The 17,011-nt window shown below is 38.0% G+C and carries 21 protein-coding genes; 3 read left to right on the top strand and 18 right to left on the bottom strand.

Annotated elements, in window-relative coordinates:
- Nucleotides 1–8 precede the first annotated feature (8 nt).
- From ACTU7M_RS03980 to comGA, 16 genes are all read right to left on the bottom strand, one after another.
- A complete protein-coding gene (locus ACTU7M_RS03980) occupies nt 9–848 on the bottom strand; it encodes a TlyA family RNA methyltransferase (RefSeq protein ID WP_443473078.1) in 840 nt (279 codons plus the stop codon).
- A 3-nt stretch (nt 849–851) separates the two neighbouring features.
- A complete protein-coding gene (locus ACTU7M_RS03975; protein ID WP_443473077.1) occupies nt 852–1,760 on the bottom strand; it encodes a polyprenyl synthetase family protein in 909 nt (302 codons plus the stop codon).
- 18 nt (nt 1,761–1,778) lie between these two features.
- Nucleotides 1,779–2,012 (bottom strand): exodeoxyribonuclease VII small subunit, encoded by a 234-nt coding sequence (locus tag ACTU7M_RS03970; protein ID WP_443473076.1) that lies wholly within the window; start codon nt 2,010–2,012, stop codon nt 1,779–1,781.
- Nucleotides 2,005–3,348: an exodeoxyribonuclease VII large subunit gene (gene xseA / locus ACTU7M_RS03965; RefSeq protein WP_443473075.1), complete on the bottom strand. Its 1,344-nt coding sequence runs from the start codon at nt 3,346–3,348 to the stop codon at nt 2,005–2,007. The genes ACTU7M_RS03970 and xseA overlap by 8 nt, the downstream gene beginning before the upstream one ends.
- 9 nt (nt 3,349–3,357) lie before the next feature.
- A complete protein-coding gene (gene folD / locus ACTU7M_RS03960; protein ID WP_443473074.1) occupies nt 3,358–4,203 on the bottom strand; it encodes a bifunctional methylenetetrahydrofolate dehydrogenase/methenyltetrahydrofolate cyclohydrolase FolD in 846 nt (281 codons plus the stop codon).
- A gap of 97 nt (nt 4,204–4,300) precedes the next feature.
- On the bottom strand, nt 4,301–4,750 hold the full coding sequence (gene nusB, locus ACTU7M_RS03955; protein ID WP_443473073.1) for a transcription antitermination factor NusB: 450 nt from the start codon (nt 4,748–4,750) through the stop codon (nt 4,301–4,303).
- Nucleotides 4,747–5,169, bottom strand: a complete 423-nt coding sequence (locus ACTU7M_RS03950) for an Asp23/Gls24 family envelope stress response protein (protein WP_443473072.1) — start codon at nt 5,167–5,169, stop codon at nt 4,747–4,749. Before ACTU7M_RS03950 ends, nusB begins: the two co-directional genes overlap by 4 nt.
- 26 nt (nt 5,170–5,195) lie before the next feature.
- A complete protein-coding gene (gene efp, locus ACTU7M_RS03945; RefSeq protein ID WP_443473071.1) occupies nt 5,196–5,753 on the bottom strand; it encodes an elongation factor P in 558 nt (185 codons plus the stop codon).
- Between the two features lie 65 nt (nt 5,754–5,818).
- Complete coding sequence (locus ACTU7M_RS03940) at nt 5,819–6,880, bottom strand: M24 family metallopeptidase (RefSeq protein ID WP_443473070.1); 1,062 nt, start codon at nt 6,878–6,880, stop codon at nt 5,819–5,821.
- A 115-nt stretch (nt 6,881–6,995) separates the two neighbouring features.
- Nucleotides 6,996–7,310 (bottom strand): hypothetical protein, encoded by a 315-nt coding sequence (locus ACTU7M_RS03935; RefSeq protein ID WP_443473069.1) that lies wholly within the window; start codon nt 7,308–7,310, stop codon nt 6,996–6,998.
- The gene (gene comGF / locus ACTU7M_RS03930) at nt 7,291–7,746 is read right to left on the bottom strand and encodes a competence type IV pilus minor pilin ComGF (protein WP_443473068.1); all 456 of its coding nucleotides are present in this window, start codon (nt 7,744–7,746) and stop codon (nt 7,291–7,293) included. The genes ACTU7M_RS03935 and comGF overlap by 20 nt, the downstream gene beginning before the upstream one ends.
- On the bottom strand, nt 7,727–8,041 hold the full coding sequence (locus ACTU7M_RS03925; protein WP_443473067.1) for a hypothetical protein: 315 nt from the start codon (nt 8,039–8,041) through the stop codon (nt 7,727–7,729). The genes comGF and ACTU7M_RS03925 overlap by 20 nt, the downstream gene beginning before the upstream one ends.
- Nucleotides 8,022–8,465: a prepilin-type N-terminal cleavage/methylation domain-containing protein gene (locus ACTU7M_RS03920; RefSeq protein ID WP_443473066.1), complete on the bottom strand. Its 444-nt coding sequence runs from the start codon at nt 8,463–8,465 to the stop codon at nt 8,022–8,024. Before ACTU7M_RS03920 ends, ACTU7M_RS03925 begins: the two co-directional genes overlap by 20 nt.
- Nucleotides 8,462–8,749: a competence type IV pilus major pilin ComGC gene (comGC, locus tag ACTU7M_RS03915; RefSeq protein ID WP_443473065.1), complete on the bottom strand. Its 288-nt coding sequence runs from the start codon at nt 8,747–8,749 to the stop codon at nt 8,462–8,464. The genes ACTU7M_RS03920 and comGC overlap by 4 nt, the downstream gene beginning before the upstream one ends.
- Before the next feature lies 1 nt (nt 8,750).
- Nucleotides 8,751–9,806: a competence type IV pilus assembly protein ComGB gene (comGB, locus tag ACTU7M_RS03910; RefSeq protein ID WP_443473064.1), complete on the bottom strand. Its 1,056-nt coding sequence runs from the start codon at nt 9,804–9,806 to the stop codon at nt 8,751–8,753.
- Nucleotides 9,760–10,809 carry a competence type IV pilus ATPase ComGA gene (gene comGA, locus ACTU7M_RS03905; protein ID WP_443473063.1) on the bottom strand — a complete coding sequence of 350 codons (1,050 nt, stop codon included), beginning with the start codon at nt 10,807–10,809 and terminating at the stop codon, nt 9,760–9,762. Before comGA ends, comGB begins: the two co-directional genes overlap by 47 nt.
- Before the next feature lie 153 nt (nt 10,810–10,962).
- On the opposite strand from comGA, the gene ACTU7M_RS03900 reads away from it, so the two are divergent.
- Nucleotides 10,963–11,859, top strand: a complete 897-nt coding sequence (locus ACTU7M_RS03900; protein WP_443473062.1) for a YitT family protein — start codon at nt 10,963–10,965, stop codon at nt 11,857–11,859.
- A 46-nt stretch (nt 11,860–11,905) separates the two neighbouring features.
- On the opposite strand, the gene ACTU7M_RS03895 is transcribed toward ACTU7M_RS03900, so the two are convergent.
- Nucleotides 11,906–12,643, bottom strand: coding sequence for a YebC/PmpR family DNA-binding transcriptional regulator (locus ACTU7M_RS03895; protein ID WP_443473061.1), 738 nt, complete (start codon nt 12,641–12,643; stop codon nt 11,906–11,908).
- A 134-nt stretch (nt 12,644–12,777) separates the two neighbouring features.
- On the opposite strand from ACTU7M_RS03895, the gene ACTU7M_RS03890 reads away from it, so the two are divergent.
- Nucleotides 12,778–14,589, top strand: a complete 1,812-nt coding sequence (locus ACTU7M_RS03890) for a M3 family oligoendopeptidase (RefSeq protein ID WP_443473060.1) — start codon at nt 12,778–12,780, stop codon at nt 14,587–14,589.
- Nucleotides 14,590–14,924: 335 nt separating this feature from the next.
- Here ACTU7M_RS03890 and ACTU7M_RS03885 read toward each other — a convergent pair whose 3' ends face one another.
- Entirely contained in the window at nt 14,925–15,800 is an 876-nt protein-coding gene (locus ACTU7M_RS03885) for a diacylglycerol/lipid kinase family protein (RefSeq protein WP_443473059.1), read from the bottom strand.
- Nucleotides 15,801–15,909: 109 nt separating this feature from the next.
- Here ACTU7M_RS03885 and trhO point away from each other — a divergent pair, with 109 nt between their 5' ends.
- Entirely contained in the window at nt 15,910–16,887 is a 978-nt protein-coding gene (gene trhO, locus ACTU7M_RS03880) for an oxygen-dependent tRNA uridine(34) hydroxylase TrhO (protein ID WP_443473058.1), read from the top strand.
- Nucleotides 16,888–17,011 lie beyond the last annotated feature (124 nt).

Here is a 17,011-nt window from a genome sequence, read left to right as displayed (position 1 = left end):
CTTACGTATCAGTGAAGCCGAATGGTTTTATTTTTTAGTTGCTCATGCGCATCCTCGATAACAGCGTCTATAGAAACTTCTCCAGAGGTCGTCCCCAGAGCACTATCTTCTGTCGCTACTAAATGAGCCAAGAACTCTATATTCCCTGTTCCTCCGGTAATAGGAGAAAAATCCAGGCCAGCTACATCAAAGCCTGTCAAATTTGCAAATGCAAGTATTTCTTCCAGTACTTGTTTATGAACGCTCGGATCAGAAACAATCCCTTTTTTCCCGACTTTTTCTTTTCCAGCTTCAAATTGCGGTTTAATCAAAGCTACGGCTGAACCACCAGGTTTTAGAATTGTCTTTAAGACGGGAAGAATCAGTTTTAATGAAATGAAAGATACGTCCATACAGGCAAAGCCCGGTTGCCCTTCTTTAAAATCTTCCAGTTTACTATAGCGGAAATTAGTTTGTTCCATTGTTGTGACACGTTCATCATTTCTGATTTTCCAATCGAGTTGGTTTGTTCCTACATCAAGTGCATAACAATGAGAAGCGCCATTTTGTAGCGCTACATCAGTAAAACCGCCTGTAGACGAGCCAATATCCAATACGATGATTCCCTCTAGCGAGATATCAAAAACATCAAGTGCTTTTTCTAGTTTCAATCCCCCACGACTCACATACTTTAACGTTTCCCCTTTTATGTGCAGTTGGGTAATGACTGGTACCTTTTCACCGGGTTTATCATAACGTAAATTGTTTTGGTCATAAATTTGGCCTGCCATAATCATTCGCTTTGCTTTTTCGCGTGAATCAGTAAGTCCTTGTTGCACTACTAATAAATCAATCCGTTCTTTTTCCATCTTTTATGCTCCCATTTCAATCCTGACATAATCCATCATCTGGAGTAATATATTCAAACTTTCTAAATTGTATGTTCCAGATTCAAGCGAACGCGCTAAATTATTAATTTCTTTTTCTGCAGCCTCGATTTCGCCTTCCAATTGTTTTAGGGCAGGTTCCAACCCTAATAACGAAGGATACGTATTTTTCCCTAATTCAGCGTCTTGGCCTGCTTTTTTTCCGGATTGGTCAGAATCATAAACAACATCTTTTAAATCATTATGAATTTGATAGGCTAATCCTAAATGTTTTGCATAACTCAAAAGTGAGATGGATGCATTTACCGGTATATCCGCAATGAGGCTACCGGCAGAAATCGCATATTCAATCAAGGCACCCGTTTTTTGACGATGGATTGCTTGTAATTCTTCCAATGTTAACTCTTTGCTTTCGCCTTCGATATCCGCCATTTGTCCAGATACCATTCCTTTAGGACCAGCTGCGACCGCCAAATTTTTTGCAAGTTGGACCCTTTTATTGAGCGGCAACTCTTCATGATCCAAAATCATCGTGAAGGCGGTAGTCAGCATTGCATCACCCGCTAAAATAGCTATCGCTTCATTAAATTTTTTATGGGTCGTAAGCTTTCCTCTGCGATAGTCGTCATTATCCATCGCAGGTAAATCATCATGAATTAATGAATAAGTATGAATCCATTCTAATGCCGCTGCTACCGGAAAAGCTTGAGTCATATCCCCGTTACCGAATTGAACAACAGCCAAGAGCAACATAGGGCGGAACCTTTTTCCACCTGTAGAAAGTGCATAGGTCATGGCCGATTTGAGAGTATCAGAATCATTCGCATAGCGATTTAAATTTCCTTCCATATACTCTTCAAATTCCAGCATATATTTTTTTAATTCCTTTTCCATTATTTCACCCATTTCTGATTATTCCAAAGTCTCTAAATCCTGGATATCCCCGTCAGGAGAGATCATTTTAGTCAATGTCCGTTCAGCATTATTTAGGGTATCTTGACAATATTTGCTTAAGACCATTCCCTCTTGAAAATTTGATAACGCATCTTCTAACGGTACATCGCCAGATTCTAACTTTGTAACAATGGCTTCCAATTTCGCCATGGCATCTTCAAAAGTGAGTCCATTTAATTCTTTATCAGTCATGTTCATTCTCCTTGATTTCAATGATTTTAGCTTTCAAGTTTCCGTCGAGCAAGTGGATCTCTACAGTTTGATTTAATTTTGCATCATCAACGGATTTTAAAATACCATTCTCATCCTGGATGTATGCATATCCACGGTTCATGATTTTTAGGGGGCTTAACATATCAAGGGAAACCATTTTTTGGGAAAGCTCTTGTTTTTGTTTATCCATATAACGCAACATCGTTTCATGCAAATCCTCATCCGCATTTTTCCAGGTTTCTATTAAGATGCGAACTTGATTGAGTGGATTTACATTTCTCAATTGCAGTTCGAGACGGTGATGGTTATGGGTTTGCTGTTCCATCATTTTCATGGCAACTGTTTGAAGATTGGAAGTTAATTGATCTACCCTCATCAAATGCCCTTCATACAAACGCTTTGGTTGCCTGAAAACATAGGAGTGCATGAGGCGATTTAATTTTTCACTTCCGATGGCTACTTTATTACGCATCACTTGATAGAGGCGCTGTTCTTCTTTTTGAATAGATAAGAGCACTTCTGCCAATACGGGAACGGATAATTCTGCTGCAGCTGTCGGTGTCGCTGCTCGTACATCAGCCGCCAAGTCAGAAAGTGTTGTATCCGTTTCATGGCCAACTGAAGAAATAATTGGAATATTCATGGCAACTATTTGTCTGATGACCGCTTCTTCATTAAAAGACCATAAATCTTCAATGGAACCCCCACCACGTCCGATAATTGCCAAATCAAAATCTTCCGTTTCATTAATCCGTTTTAAGTTCGTAACAATGCTCTGGGCAGAGTCTTTTCCTTGAACAACTGTTGGATAAAGAACTAATTGGACAATGGGATAACGTCTTTTAATCGTAGTCATGATATCTTTAATGACTGCCCCACTCTGGCTTGTTACTATTGCTATTTTTTTTGGATATTTTGGTAAAGTTTTTTTCGGGCGACTGAACAATCCTTCTTTGGACAGTCTCTCTTTTAATTCTGAATAAGCTTGATATAAGGCGCCGATGCCATCGGGCTCCATATGTTCAACGACTATATTGTAGCTTCCGCTTGGTTCATAAACATTTACCCGACCGATGACCAAAACTTTCATGCCATCCTCAAGCTTGAACTTGAGTCGGTTAAATTCTCCCCGATACATGACTGCTGCTATAACAGAGTTATCATCTTTGATACTAAAATATTGGTGATTCGGCCGTTTTCTATAGTTAGAAACTTCACCCGTTAAAAAAACCCGTTCTAGATAGGGATCAGCATCAAATTTACGCTTTATGTATTTTGTTAGAGCTGTTACCGTTAAATATTGTTGGGTGCTCACTTAACCACCTCAGTCTGTTTCTACTTTATTTATTGTTTGGTCCAATAACATGGTAATGGTCATCGGTCCAACTCCCCCTGGTACGGGTGTTACGAAACTCGCAATACCCTTGACAGAGTCTGTATCTACGTCCCCAATAAGCTTACCCTCAGCACTTCGGTTCATTCCCACATCAACGACAACGGCACCTGGTTTAATAAATTCTCCCGTTATCATATGACCTCGCCCAATAGCCGCTACAAGGATATCCGCTTGTTGTGCCAATTCTTTCAGGTTTTCAGTTCTTGAATGGGCGATGGTGATGGTCGCATTTTTCTGCATTAACATCAACGCCATTGGTTTTCCAACAATGTTGCTCCTACCTATGATTAAAGCATTTTTACCTTCTATAGAGATATCATAAGCTTCCAGCAACTTCATTATTCCATAAGGCGTACATGGCAACGTACTGTCATTACCTAATAGAAAATTTCCCATATTCATCGGATGGAAACCATCGACATCTTTGGAATAATGAATGGTGCGTAGAACTTTTTGCTCATCGATATGTTTTGGAAGTGGTAATTGAACCAATATTCCGTGGACAGTCTCATCCCTATTTAATAACTCTATTTGATCGAGCAATTCTTGCTCGCCTATTGATTCGGGTAAGCGAATCACTTCTGATTTTATACCTACTGTATTAGCTTGCTTTTCCTTATTTCTTACATAAACTTGACTGGCTTTATCTTCACCAACTAAAATAACTGTTAACCCAGGAATTTTACCCTGCTCCCGTAAACGGTCCACGCGATTTTTCATATCAGCTTGCATTTGTTGTGCTAATTTTTTGCCATCTAATATTTTTGTTTCCATAAAGTTACCACATCCTGAGTTTTTTCTTTATTCTATCATAATGGGGAGAACTACCAAAGCACCTTAATCAAAAGAAAAACCCTAATGATTTTACTCATTAAGGGTTTTGGATTTCTTTAAGTAAATTTGAAAGAACTGCATTTATGAATTTACGTGAACTGTCATCGCAATACTGCTTAGCTAGTTCTATCGCTTCGTTCAAAGCAACTGTTTGTGGAACATCAGTGTTTTTGGAAAAAACCATTTCATAGGTCGCAATCTGTAAAATAATGACATCAGCTTTTGCCAGGCGGTTCATAGTCCATTTCTTTAAAAAGGGCTGAATTGCCTCATTAATCGCTGCTTCATTGTCTAATACACCGTTTACCAACTCATCTAAATAAGGATATTCTGGAATGACAAATTCATCGCTTGCTTCTTCTGAATCGCTAAGAAGTGCCATCGAAATTGCTTCTTCGCGGTCTAATTCCGCGTTTGATCGAATTTGGAAAATCGCCTGTAATGCTTTTTCTCTAATTTGGTGCCGATTTAATGAAGGAAAGCTCACGCTTGCTCCTCCAATCCTTTGGCTAGGGCCGCTTGATGTTTTTCAACTTCTCTAGGCGTAACCAGACCAACTACATGAACGTTGACAATCGCAATGTCTAAATCACTCATGAATAAGATTTGTTCTTTAATTTTTGTTTGCATTTCAAGAGCTACTTTTGGCACGGAGACCCCGTATTTTAAGTAGCAATACACATCAATGGACAATCCATCTTCAGTATTATTCAAATGAATGCCTTTATTGTGTGAGGAGCGTCCTAATAATTCGTTTACCCCACTCTTGAATGAACCTTGCATCGCATAGACACCGTCGATTTCATTTACCGTAATGCCAGAAATGATTTCCAGTACTTCAGGTGCAATTTCAATCGTACCAAGGCCTTTATTTTTTTCTTCTAAAAGAATGTTTACTTCTTCCACACTCTTCAACCCCTCTTCAGTCATTATTATCCACGTGATACGTATGAACCATCCTCAGTGTTGATAACAAGTTTGTCTCCTGCATTTACAAAGAAAGGGACGTTAACATATAATCCGGTTTCCATTTTAGCTGGTTTTGAACCACCTGAAGCTGTATCTCCTTTGATTCCTGGCTCAGTTTCTTCAACTGTCAATGTAACGGTATTAGGTAATGTCACACCTAATGTTTCTGTTTCATACATAATAATATGTACTTCCATGTTTTCCAACAAGTAGTTTAGTTCGTGCTCAAGTTGTGCGGCTTGCAATTCAACTTGTTCATAGTTTTCAGTATCCATGAAAACATAAGAACCGCCAGATTCGTATAAATATTGCATTTTACGGTTAGAAATGTGAGCACGCCCAACTTTTTCGCCAGCACGGAAAGTTTTTTCTTGAACAGCACCAGTACGTAGATTTTTTAATTTAGAACGTACAAAAGCTGCCCCTTTACCTGGCTTAACGTGTTGGAAGTCAACTACTTTCCAAAGGCCACCATCCATTTCGATTGTAAGACCGGTTTTAAAATCATTCACTGAAATCATATTGAATCCTCCTGAGACATCATTTTGCTTAATTTTACCACATTTTCGTTCTTTCTACCTACGAATTATACAATAATTAGCTCTTTGGGTGAAAATGTCAATACTTCATTCCCATTTTCGGTAATTAATAAGTCATCTTCGATACGAACCCCGCCCAAGCCTTCAATATAAATACCTGGTTCGTTGGTGATAATGTTGTTTGGAACTAATACTTTGGGTGATTTCTGTGACGTGTTTGGACCTTCGTGAATTTCCAATCCAATACCATGACCGTTAGAATGGCCGAAGTATTCACCGTAACCTTTTTCCGTAATATAATCACGCGCTACACTGTCTACTTCGATACCGCTCATACCTGCTTTTGCTTCCGCGTTTACTTTCAACTGTGCTTGAAGAACAATATCATAAATTTCTTTCAACTTAGGATCAGGTTCACCCACAGAAACTGTACGTGTCATATCAGAAACATATCCTTTGTAATAACAACCAAAGTCAAGGGTTACAAAATCACCTTGTTCAATTAATTTATCACTTGCCACACCATGGGGCATTGCAGAACGGTAACCACTCGCCACGATTGTTTCGAAAGATACGCCAGTCGCTCCTTTTTCACGCATAAAGAAATCTAATTTATTGGCAATTTCGATTTCTGAAACCCCAGGTTTGATGAAATCAAGAATATAAGTGAATGCTGCATCAGAAATAGCACAAGCCGCTTTAATAGTAGCAATTTCTTCTTCATCTTTAACTTCTCTGAGTTCTTCAATAATACCTGAAGCCGGAACTAAGTCACTGGACAGTAAAGATTCCAGTTCATCATAACTTCTGAATGAAACATAGGCATCCTCGAAGCCTAATGTTTCGATTTTGCAATCTTCAACAATTTTTGCAACTTCTTTAAATATTGGTCCAAGGTTGCGAACCACTTTAAATCCTCTTGCTTGATCTGCCGCTTGTTTTGTATAACGGAAATCCGTTACGAAATATGCTTCATCCTGGGTAACGACAGCCAGACCTGTAGTACCGGTAAAGTTGGAAACATACCGTAGGTTATATGGGCTGGTCACCAGTATTGCATCCATTTTTTCTTCTTTTAAAACTGCTTGTAATTTTGATAGTCTGCTCATAAACAGCAACTTCCTTTCTGCATTTCAGAAATCATTCTTATCTATTATAACAAAGAATTAAACGTTTCGGAGAAAAATACCGTTTGCCAACTGATTTTTTTCAGTTGGCAAACGGTTAGTTGATAATTATAGTTTTAATTTCAGTATAACCGGAAGGCAGATGGCAGGTTAGCAGGTAACTCTTATCACTGATTTTTTCAATTTGTACCCTACCGATATTAAATGCAATTAATTTTGCATGATCATTTTCACTTAATTCACTTTCCGTAATAGAAAGTAGAGTTTGGGCCTGGTAGTGTTGGGATAAGAGAATATAGGTTTCCATTTGATTCTCATATATTTCCATAACACTAAAAAAAGTAAGTTGGGTAATAACGAGTGCTACCAATACAATTGGGAGGACTGCGCCTCTATTGCCTTTTCTTTTCAATCGCCATCGACCCTCTCAAAATTTGACCATTTTTGAAATGAGATTCTATTGAAAGACCATTTTCAGTTTCCTGAAATTTTACATCCTTGACTTTATTTAACATGGGAACATAGCCAGTGCCGTTTCTCAGCCATTTAATTTTTGCAGCTGAAAGCGAGTAGGTGATTTTATCTTTTGTTTGATTTTCCTCTAGGGTCACTTCGTAAGGGACGACTTTTATCATTTTTTTATCAATAACATCATTTTCAACTTGATTTAGAAATATATGCCACTCAATATTTTGTTTTTGATCTTCCATAACGGTTTCTGTTTTCACCATTGTCTGCAGTGTCGTTCCCACCAATAGCAACACCAAACTGTTTACCATCAACGCAAACAAGCTTTCTAGGAGTGTGAATCCTTTGTTATTTCTGAATTCAAGGCAATATTTCCACATATAACACCTCTATTCCTTCGGGATAAGAAATCGTTATTTGCTGCTTGTTTTCTTGTCCACTCCATATCATCTGATAACCGTCACTAGTCCTACTGGAAATAACGCCACGGTCTTTATGAAGAATCACACTATCCTGGAAATAGCGCCATCCTTCCACTTCTCTTTGGATATTTTGAACTTTTTGCATCATTTGTGCGATTACAGGAATCATGGTCACAATCACGAGACTGATTATGCTCAAACTGACCAAACTCTCAACTAACATGAAACCACCTTCATTTTTTAGTTTCTTCAACTTCCATCCTCCCTAATCCAAATTGGAAAGATATTCTGATATTCAAATGATTGTTCCAAAAATTGACGGTGGAAGGAGGTATGTATCCCGTATGACTTTTAATCCAGAAGGAACTGAAATTAGTGGCTGTTACTGATGAAGGTAAAACAAGTCGTTTTTGAGTTCCCATTTTGATTGAGTCATCTTGGGAAAAATAATAAATAGTTTCTCCATTCTCTTTTTTTCTTTCAACAATGACTCCTCTTCCTGTGACGACCGCCTTATTTTGTGCATTTTCGATTTCACTCATAAATTCTTTAACAAAAAAACGTAGTTCGTAATTATCTGTTTGAATACTTTTAACTTGTATACCAACCATGAATATTATGGATGTAATCAAAAGCACAGTAAGAGTTTCGAGCAAAGTGAATCCTGCTTTTTTCACGGTATGGTAATTGCCCAAATCTCAGCTTTATCAACCTGTTCTTGCGTGAGGTATCCACCCTGTTCTAACTCTGCCAGCGTACTTGGGGCGGTTCCATTCTCTAACTTATATATGCTGGCTTGTGACTCAATAACCCGGGTTAAAGCATACTCAGCTTCCTCATCTACATTTTCGGTTGTTTTGGAAATATTTGGAACAATCAACAAACTCAGTACTGAAACAATTACCAGCACAATCAGCATTTCTATCAATGTAAAACCTCGTTTATTTTTAATTGCTTTCATTTTAATAGACTCCTCTCATCATGTTTAGCATCGGCAACATCAACGTTAAATAGATTAGTATAACCAGTAGCCCTATCCCCATAAAGATGACTGGCTGAACAATTTGAATCAATCTCTCAATCCGTTCAATTAATTCTTTAAAGCATGTCACAGAATAAAATTTTAGTTTGATAGCCACTTGACTAGTAAGTTCACCGTGGTGAATAATCCATGACATTTCTTGATTGAAAATTAGGGTATCTGATATAAAGTGAGGTAAGGTATCCCCTGAAAGAAGACTATTGGACATTTTATGTGCTAATTCTGCCATCAAAGGATCGGTTTTTAATTGTTTCATCATTTCAATCATTTGACTGACTGAAAGCCCATTCTCCAAAAAGCAGGAGAGTTCCCTGGCAAAATAAAAAGAATAATAAAGGCGCACGTAGTTACCAACTAGGGGGATTTGTGTCAAAAAGCACGCGCGATAATATACGTCTTTCTTTTTCCAATAAAATCCAAAACAACATAAGGTAATAAACAGGACGCTCGTCGTTCCCCATGCAATGTGAGGTAAGTATTTCAAATACCAAAGTACAAATCGCGTCAAGTTATTAGCATTCCCCCCTACTGACTGGAGGGTCGGCAGCATAAAACGTCTAACAATAAACAACATCGTAATGGCCATAAAAACAAGAAACAAGGGATAAATGGCAACTTTTTTTAACATCCGACGTTGTTTATCAATTGTTTGAATATATTCGGCACAAAAATTCAATGTTTCAACAAAGTTACCGTTTAGAACAGATAAATGAAGTTGGGTTAACATTCTATGGTTAAATCCTAATGGTTGGATAGCATCAACGAAAGAAAAACCTCGTTCTAATTGTTGTGAGACAGCGTTGATTGCTTTTTTTTGTGATCCCATTGTAATTTGTAAAAAATGAAGACCATCAATCAGAGGAAAACCTTCGTGTAACAATTCTGATAACTGCAATAAAAAATTCACCTGTATCTTAGAGGACCACTTTTTATGTAACATAGTGGTTTTTAAAGTCTTTTTCGCTAATATAACCACAACCATAGGCTTTTCGTAACTTTGCATTCATTTTTGCAAAGTCTCGATTCCCCTCCTTACATTTCAAAGTCGATTCTAAATTTTTTGAGGATAAAATTTCAAACATAACGGCTTTTTTCTCGGTCGTTTGATTATGACGACAGTATATTGAACAAGCGCCTTCGCATAATGGACAGAATTTATTAATCAGACGTTGCGATAACACCCCAATCAGGGACTGACGTAATTGCTCCATTGAAACCCCTAATTCCAATAAGCGTTCAATTACACCAACGCAGGATTTAGCATGAATGGTCGCTAATACTAAGTGCCCAGTTAATGCGCTACGGATAACCATTTTGGCAGTTTCGACATCCCTGATTTCTCCAATAACAAGAATATCGGGATGATGCCTGAGAGATTGTTTAATTAAAACCTCGTACGATAGACCTGCCTTTTCATTGACTTCCGCTTGTAAGAATTTGGGTTCCTTAATCTCAACGGGATCTTCCATAGTGATTACTTGCATGGGTTCACTCGCATACTTTTGCCTTAATAAATGATAGATGGTGGTAGTCTTCCCTGAACCAACAGGACCAGAAAATAAAATCAAGCCACTTTTGTGATTGAGTAGGCGTTCTAGTTCATCGTATTCACCTGGAAAAAATAATTGCATTTTTTCATTTGATTGTTGGTGATGGTCATACAGGATTCTTAAGACCATTGATTCCTGATACAAATAATTTGAAATAGTCGATATTCTCAATTCCAATACTTGACTATCAATCTGAATATGACAAGATCCAGATTGCGGTCTACGCCTTTCACCAATATCCATACTAGCTGAAAATTTAAAATGAGCCAGGTAACGCAATCCAGTGTCTAACGGCATTTGAAACATTCGCTGTAGTCCAGATGGAACACGAAAAAATACTTCGTACTGAGAGGGGCTTGGTAAGACATGAATATCCGAGATGCCGTTTCTCATGGCCAGGCGTAGCATTTCTTGAATCTGCTTTTCCAATGTTAAATTCCTCCTTTCATATATATATAAGCAAAAAAAGCTAAAAAGCTTTTTTTTAAAAATTAATTTTTTCTCATTAAGGGATTTGTTTTCTGAAAACTGATTGCTTCGGGCTATAATGGATTCATTCATGTAAGAAAGGAGTTTTGAAGAATGAAAAAAAATATATTTTATTCCCTTTTGTGGTGTACACTAGGAGCTTTCATTTTCTCAATTGCTATTAACACATTCTCGATTCCCAATAATCTGGGTGAAGGTGGCGTAACCGGAATTGGATTGATGATTTATTATTTAACGAGCTTGCCTGTTTCTGTCACCACGTTAATTTTAAACGGCATTATATTAATTATTGGCTACCGATTCTTGGATAGAATGACGATGAGACTAACAATTTTTTCTATGCTGATGACTTCTATCTTTCTCCAATTGACTTATGGCTGGTCCTATGAGATGGATTTAATCATTTTGGCACCGTTATGTTCCGGAGCTTTAGTGGGAGCTTCAGTTGGAATCATTATGCAAGCGGGAGGATCAACAGCAGGAACTGATATCATCGCTTTAATCATGAACAAGTATTTGGGTTGGAGTACAAGTATCGCCTTGGTAGTATTGGACATCATTATTGTGACACCTTCCATCTTTATAATTGGTTTGGAGAATGTGCTGCTGACGATAGTACATCTATATGTACAAACCAAAGTGCTAAACTTTATTCTAGAAGGGTTCAATCCCAAAAAATCTGTATTCATTGTGAGCGATAAGCACGAAGAAATTGCCAAAGAGATTGAACATATTATTGGTCGGGGCATGACCTTATTCTATGCAGAGGGATATTATCGTAAAGATAATAAAAAAGTCATTATGGTTGTGATTAACCGTCAACAACTGATGCCTCTGAATAAACTCATTACACACATTGATGACAAAGCTTTCGTTGTTATTAGCGAAGTACAAAATGTGGTTGGTGAAGGGTTCTCATACATTGTTTCAGACGAAGAATATCAAGTTAAAATGACAGAGTATATCGAAAATAAGGAATATGAGAGTTAATCTGTACAAAAAAAGGTTTGGCGAAAAAATTCGCCAAACCTTTTTGTTATTCTTCATCATCTAAATTTGCGTTGTGATAAACTTCTTGCACGTCATCGTCTTCTTCTAACTTTTCAAGCATTGTGCGGAACATTGTTTCTTTGTCAGCATCAATATCAACCATTGTCTGCGGGATCATTGTCGATTCGGCTTGCGCCAAAGTATAACCTTCAGACTCCAAAGCATCACGAACTGCATTCAATTCAGAAGGGGCAGTATAGATTTCGAATACATCTTCACTTGTTTCCAGTTCTTCACCACCTGCTTCCAATACACTCATTAACATTGTATCTTCATCAACGTCTAAACCTTCACGCTCGATTGCGATATACCCTTTGCGATCAAACATATAAGCTACTGAACCGGATTCTCCTAGAGCCCCACCATTTTTATTAAATGCAACACGAATATTTGTGGCTGTACGGTTACGGTTATCTGTTAAGGCTTCAACTAATACTGCAACACCGTTAGGCCCATAACCTTCATAATAGATTTCTTCATAGTTTTCACCTTCCCCAGAAGATGACGCTTTTTGAATTGCTCGATTGATATTATCATTTGGCATATTTGCCGCTTTTGCTTTTTCGATTTTCAAACGCAAAGCCGGATTAGATGAGGGATCAGGACCGCCTTCTTTCGCTGCAATATAGATTTCCTTAGAAAATTTTTGGAAAACTTTCCCTCTTTGTTGATCTGCTGCACCTTTAGAATTCTTGATCTTACTCCATTTTGAATGTCCTGCCATTCAAATCCCTCTTCTCTCATAGTTTATTTACTCACATATTCTATCAATGAATGATGATTCATGCAATTCCTTTTGCGTTTTAGAAAGTAATAGTCTAAAGTAAATAATAGTAATTAATGGAAGGAAGTTTTCAAATGAAATATGCATTGACATGGGACTTGGAAAGTATTTTCTCCGGAGGCAGTCACTCTGATGCCCTACAGAACAAGCTTAAAGAAATAAGCACCTTATTGGATGAATATACCCAACTAGCTGAAGAATGGAAGCCACTGAACGATAAACCTGATTATCATGGTCTTTCTGTTCTTATATCAAAAAGTGAAGTGATAACAAACGGTCTCGGCCAAGCTGGAAGCTATATTAATGCCGTTCAATCAGCAGACGTTTCTGATGCGCATGCAGGCACTGTACTTTTCCAAGTAGCTAAGCTTCGCGGAAACTATACCATCATACAAAATACAATCGTCAAAAAACTGGCAACCATTACTGACGAAGATTTTAAAACATTAATCAGTAATGATGCTTTTAGTGCATTATCCTTTGCTTTATCAGAAACGCGTGACGAAGGAAAGCGTCTTTTGAGTGAAAAGGAAGAAAACGTGATTTCCAAATTAAGCCAGGATGGATTCCAGGCCTGGAGTAATCATTACGATTCACTTGTATCTTTGATTAAAATATCTGTTAAAGATCAAGATGGAAATATACAAGAATTATCAGCTGGCCAAGCAATGAACCGGATGTATTCAGATCCAGACCCGCAAGTGCGTAAACAAATTTTTGTGGAATGGGAAAAAGCTTGGGGACATTTCGCACCCCTCTTCGCAGATACATTGAACCATTTGCAAGGATTCCGTCTGGAAAACTATAAATTACACGGTGAAACAGACTTTATGGTAGAGCCATTACGCTACAATCGCATTGAAAAAGCTTCTTTGGATGCAATGTGGAACGCCATCAGCAAAAATAAACACCCCTTCTTGGACTTCATGAACCGTAAGGCTGCTTTGATGGGCAAGGAAAAACTAGCTTGGTACGATGTTGATGCGCCAGTTTCCATCGGCGATTTCAAAGCTCGTACATTTAGCTATGATGAAGCCGTAGATTTTATTATCGAAAACTTTGCCAAATTCGGTCCTAAGTTGGCAGAATTCTCACAAAATTTAATTGAAAATCGTTGGGTTGAGGCAGAAGATAGATCGGGGAAACGGCCGGGTGGTTATTGTACAAGCTTACCCGAAACAAAAGAATCACGGATTTTTATGACCTTTACCGGTTCAGCAAGCGATATGAGCACGTTGGCTCATGAAATTGGTCATGCCTTCCATAGCTATACAATGTGGGATTTACCACGCATGAATACTCGCTATGCAATGAATGTGGCAGAAACAGCCTCAACTTTTGCTGAAACGCTTGTCGCTAGTGCAACGGTAGAAGCAGCTGAATCTGAAGAAGAAAAAATTTCATTATTGAACACAAAACTGGAAAATGCGACGGCAATGTTTATGAATATTCACGCGCGTTTCCTATTCGAAAATGCCTTCTATTCCGAACGTCAAAATGGACTGGTAACAGCCGATCGCTTATCAGAATTAATGGTAAATGCTCAAAAAGAAGCATTTGATAATCAGCTAAGTGAATATCATCCCCATTTTTGGGCCTCAAAACTTCATTTTTTCATTGATGATATTTCCTTCTATAATTTCCCTTACACTTTCGGCTTCTTATTCAGTTTAAGCATTTTTGCAGAATACAAAAAGAATCCTGAAGGTTTTGAGGATAAATATATTGCCTTGTTGAGAGATACAGCAGTAATGAGAACAGAAGACCTTGTCCAAAAACACTTAGGTAAAGATATCACCGTAGAAGATTTTTGGAAACAAGGCATTGATATTATGGCCGAAGATGCGAAAGCATTTCTGGAATTAACTGAAAAATATATGGACTAAAGTACAGGAGAGTGTGAAAAAAGGCGTTTAGCCCTGAACCACTGGAACGAATAAGCATAGGAAGGTCGCAGACCAGCTGAGCATTATTATGGGGGCACTGTCGGCTGACGCCCAAGTGTATCATGTTTGTAAGCTGCTGAAGCAGCAATAACCAGGACAAAGTGGCGTCGGGGCTGTCTTTTTGAGCACGTTTGTGTTGAATTATTCGTAATAGATAAGGAGCAGGGAGTTATCTCCCTGCTCCTCTTTATGTAGGTTAATTGGTGTTTGTTGAAGGAAATGCCTTACAGGATTCCCGAGAAGAATACTGGCCAACACCATAAATGATTGAATCTTTATTTTTTTACAATCACGGGTAAAACCTTGGGAAATATTTTAATAACCAGGCTACCTCCTTGCTCTTTTTCGCCATCAATGTTGATGCTCGAATTTTCTGGGACTTCGATTTTAGCCTCTGAAAACGAAAAAATATTTATTTGCGGATTCTGGTGAATTTTGCCCGCTAGTATTTGTGCGACAAAGAAACCGGCTTTTATTAGCTTAAAAATAGGAAAGAACATGATATGCAGCTTACCGTCATTGGGTTTTGAATCTTTAAAAAACTTCTCCATTCCAGCTACAGAATTTCGCAAAGATATGACTAATAAGGAGGTTTCCCCTTCAAATTCCTGATTATCCAACTGGATTTTATAGGGAAAACTTTGTTGTTTAAAAGCATACCGAACACCGTTCATAAAGTATGCTCCCCTTCCCCATTTATTTTTAGCCTGTGAAGTTACATCATGAATAGCCTGGGGAATGCCTCCAAGGGCAATCAACGAGATAAAGTAAGAAGTATTCACTGATCCGACATCAATTTTTTGAATACTATTCTGTCCTAATATGTTAATGGCTTCATTAGGATCTAGGGGAATATCCAAAGAACGAGCCAAGTCGTTAACAGTCCCAGCAGGTACAATACCTAAGGTAGCCATGTTCTCATTTTGCATCATGCCATTTACTACTTCTCGGACGGTCCCATCTCCACCAACTGACACAATAATATCTGCAGTGGTATCTTTCGCAAATTGGGTTGCATCTCCTTTTCCTTTTGTGTAAGCTATCTCGACCGGAAAATATTGTTGATTCAATTTTTCAGTTAAAATATTTAAAAATTTATGGAAGTCTGCTTTTCCGGATGATGGATTAATAATGACGAGACATTTTTTCACACTATCCCCCCTTTTGTTTAAAAGTCTAACATGTGAGCTTTTATGTAGCCACAAATAACTATTAGGACTATAATAAAGAGTAAAAGTAAAAATTATTGGAGGAATTATCATGGCAGGAGATTTTCGTGTCCTACTATTTTATAAATATGTAGAAATTGAAAATGCAGAAACATTTTCTAAAGAACATTTAGAAGTATGCAAAAAACTAGGTTTGAAAGGTCGTATTTTGGTATCAGAGGAAGGCATCAATGGGACTTTGTCAGGAACAATCGAACAAACAGATGCCTATATCGCCCTTATGAACGAAGATACACGATTTAATGACATTATGTGGAAAATTGATGAGGCAGATGGACATGCTTTCAAAAAAATGTTTGTCCGTTACCGTCCTGAAATTGTTTCTCTACAATTGGGAGAGGATGATTTAAATCCTAATCAAGTAACCGGCGATTACCTATCACCGCAAGAATTTAAAGAAGCAATCCTGGATGAAAACACAGTAGTTATCGATGCACGAAATGACTACGAATACGACTTAGGTCATTTCCGTGGAGCGGTTAGACCTGACATCCGTAATTTCCGTGAACTCCCACAATGGATTCGTGATAACAAAGAACAATTCATGGATAAACGTGTCGTAACCTATTGTACTGGAGGAATCCGTTGCGAGAAATTCTCCGGTTGGTTAGTTAAAGAAGGTTTTAATGATGTCGGCCAATTACATGGTGGGATTGCTACTTATGGAAAAGATCCAGAGGTTCAAGGCGAGCTTTGGGATGGCAAGATGTATGTTTTTGACGAGCGCATCGCTGTTGACATTAACCGCAAAGAACATGTTGTGGTAGGTAAAGATTGGTTTGATGGTTCTCCTTGCGAACGTTATGTTAACTGCGGAAACCCAGATTGTAATCGTCAATTCCTTTCTTCGGAGGAAAACGAACATAAATACTTACGGGGTTGTTCACACGAATGTCGCGTATCTCCTAGAAATAGATATGTTTTGGGTCATCATTTATCGGCAAGTGAAGTCGAAGACCGCTTAGCGAAAATTGGCGAGACAATTGAGAGTGTTGAACTTACAAATTAAATCGAAAAGAAACCAGTTATATTACAGTCTGGTTTCTTTTTTATATCTATCAAGCCACAAAATAGATACATGCTCCAATTTTTGGTATAATTGTTCGAGACTATGGATATTAGAGAGAGGGATA

This window comes from Jeotgalibaca sp. A122 (assembly GCF_052266715.1).
Lineage (GTDB): Bacteria > Bacillota > Bacilli > Lactobacillales > Aerococcaceae > Jeotgalibaca.
Note: the sequence above shows the minus strand (reverse complement) of the source record. Positions and strands in the feature narration are given on the sequence as shown.

What these genes read in the sequence shown, in the direction of transcription:
- ACTU7M_RS03900 (WP_443473062.1), top strand. Translation starts at nt 10,963, where the DNA reads ATGAAAAAAAATATATTTTATTCCCTTTTGTGGTGTACACTAGGAGCT.
- efp (WP_443473071.1), bottom strand. Translation starts at nt 5,753, where the DNA reads ATGATTTCAGTGAATGATTTTAAAACCGGTCTTACAATCGAAATGGAT.
- comGF (WP_443473068.1), bottom strand. Translation starts at nt 7,746, where the DNA reads ATGTGGAAATATTGCCTTGAATTCAGAAATAACAAAGGATTCACACTC.
- folD (WP_443473074.1), bottom strand. Translation starts at nt 4,203, where the DNA reads ATGGAAACAAAAATATTAGATGGCAAAAAATTAGCACAACAAATGCAA.
- ACTU7M_RS03970 (WP_443473076.1), bottom strand. Translation starts at nt 2,012, where the DNA reads ATGACTGATAAAGAATTAAATGGACTCACTTTTGAAGATGCCATGGCG.
- ACTU7M_RS03890 (WP_443473060.1), top strand. Translation starts at nt 12,778, where the DNA reads ATGAAATATGCATTGACATGGGACTTGGAAAGTATTTTCTCCGGAGGC.
- ACTU7M_RS03975 (WP_443473077.1), bottom strand. Translation starts at nt 1,760, where the DNA reads ATGGAAAAGGAATTAAAAAAATATATGCTGGAATTTGAAGAGTATATG.
- ACTU7M_RS03980 (WP_443473078.1), bottom strand. Translation starts at nt 848, where the DNA reads ATGGAAAAAGAACGGATTGATTTATTAGTAGTGCAACAAGGACTTACT.
- ACTU7M_RS03895 (WP_443473061.1), bottom strand. Translation starts at nt 12,643, where the DNA reads ATGGCAGGACATTCAAAATGGAGTAAGATCAAGAATTCTAAAGGTGCA.
- ACTU7M_RS03940 (WP_443473070.1), bottom strand. Translation starts at nt 6,880, where the DNA reads ATGAGCAGACTATCAAAATTACAAGCAGTTTTAAAAGAAGAAAAAATG.
- comGC (WP_443473065.1), bottom strand. Translation starts at nt 8,749, where the DNA reads ATGAAAGCAATTAAAAATAAACGAGGTTTTACATTGATAGAAATGCTG.
- trhO (WP_443473058.1), top strand. Translation starts at nt 15,910, where the DNA reads ATGGCAGGAGATTTTCGTGTCCTACTATTTTATAAATATGTAGAAATT.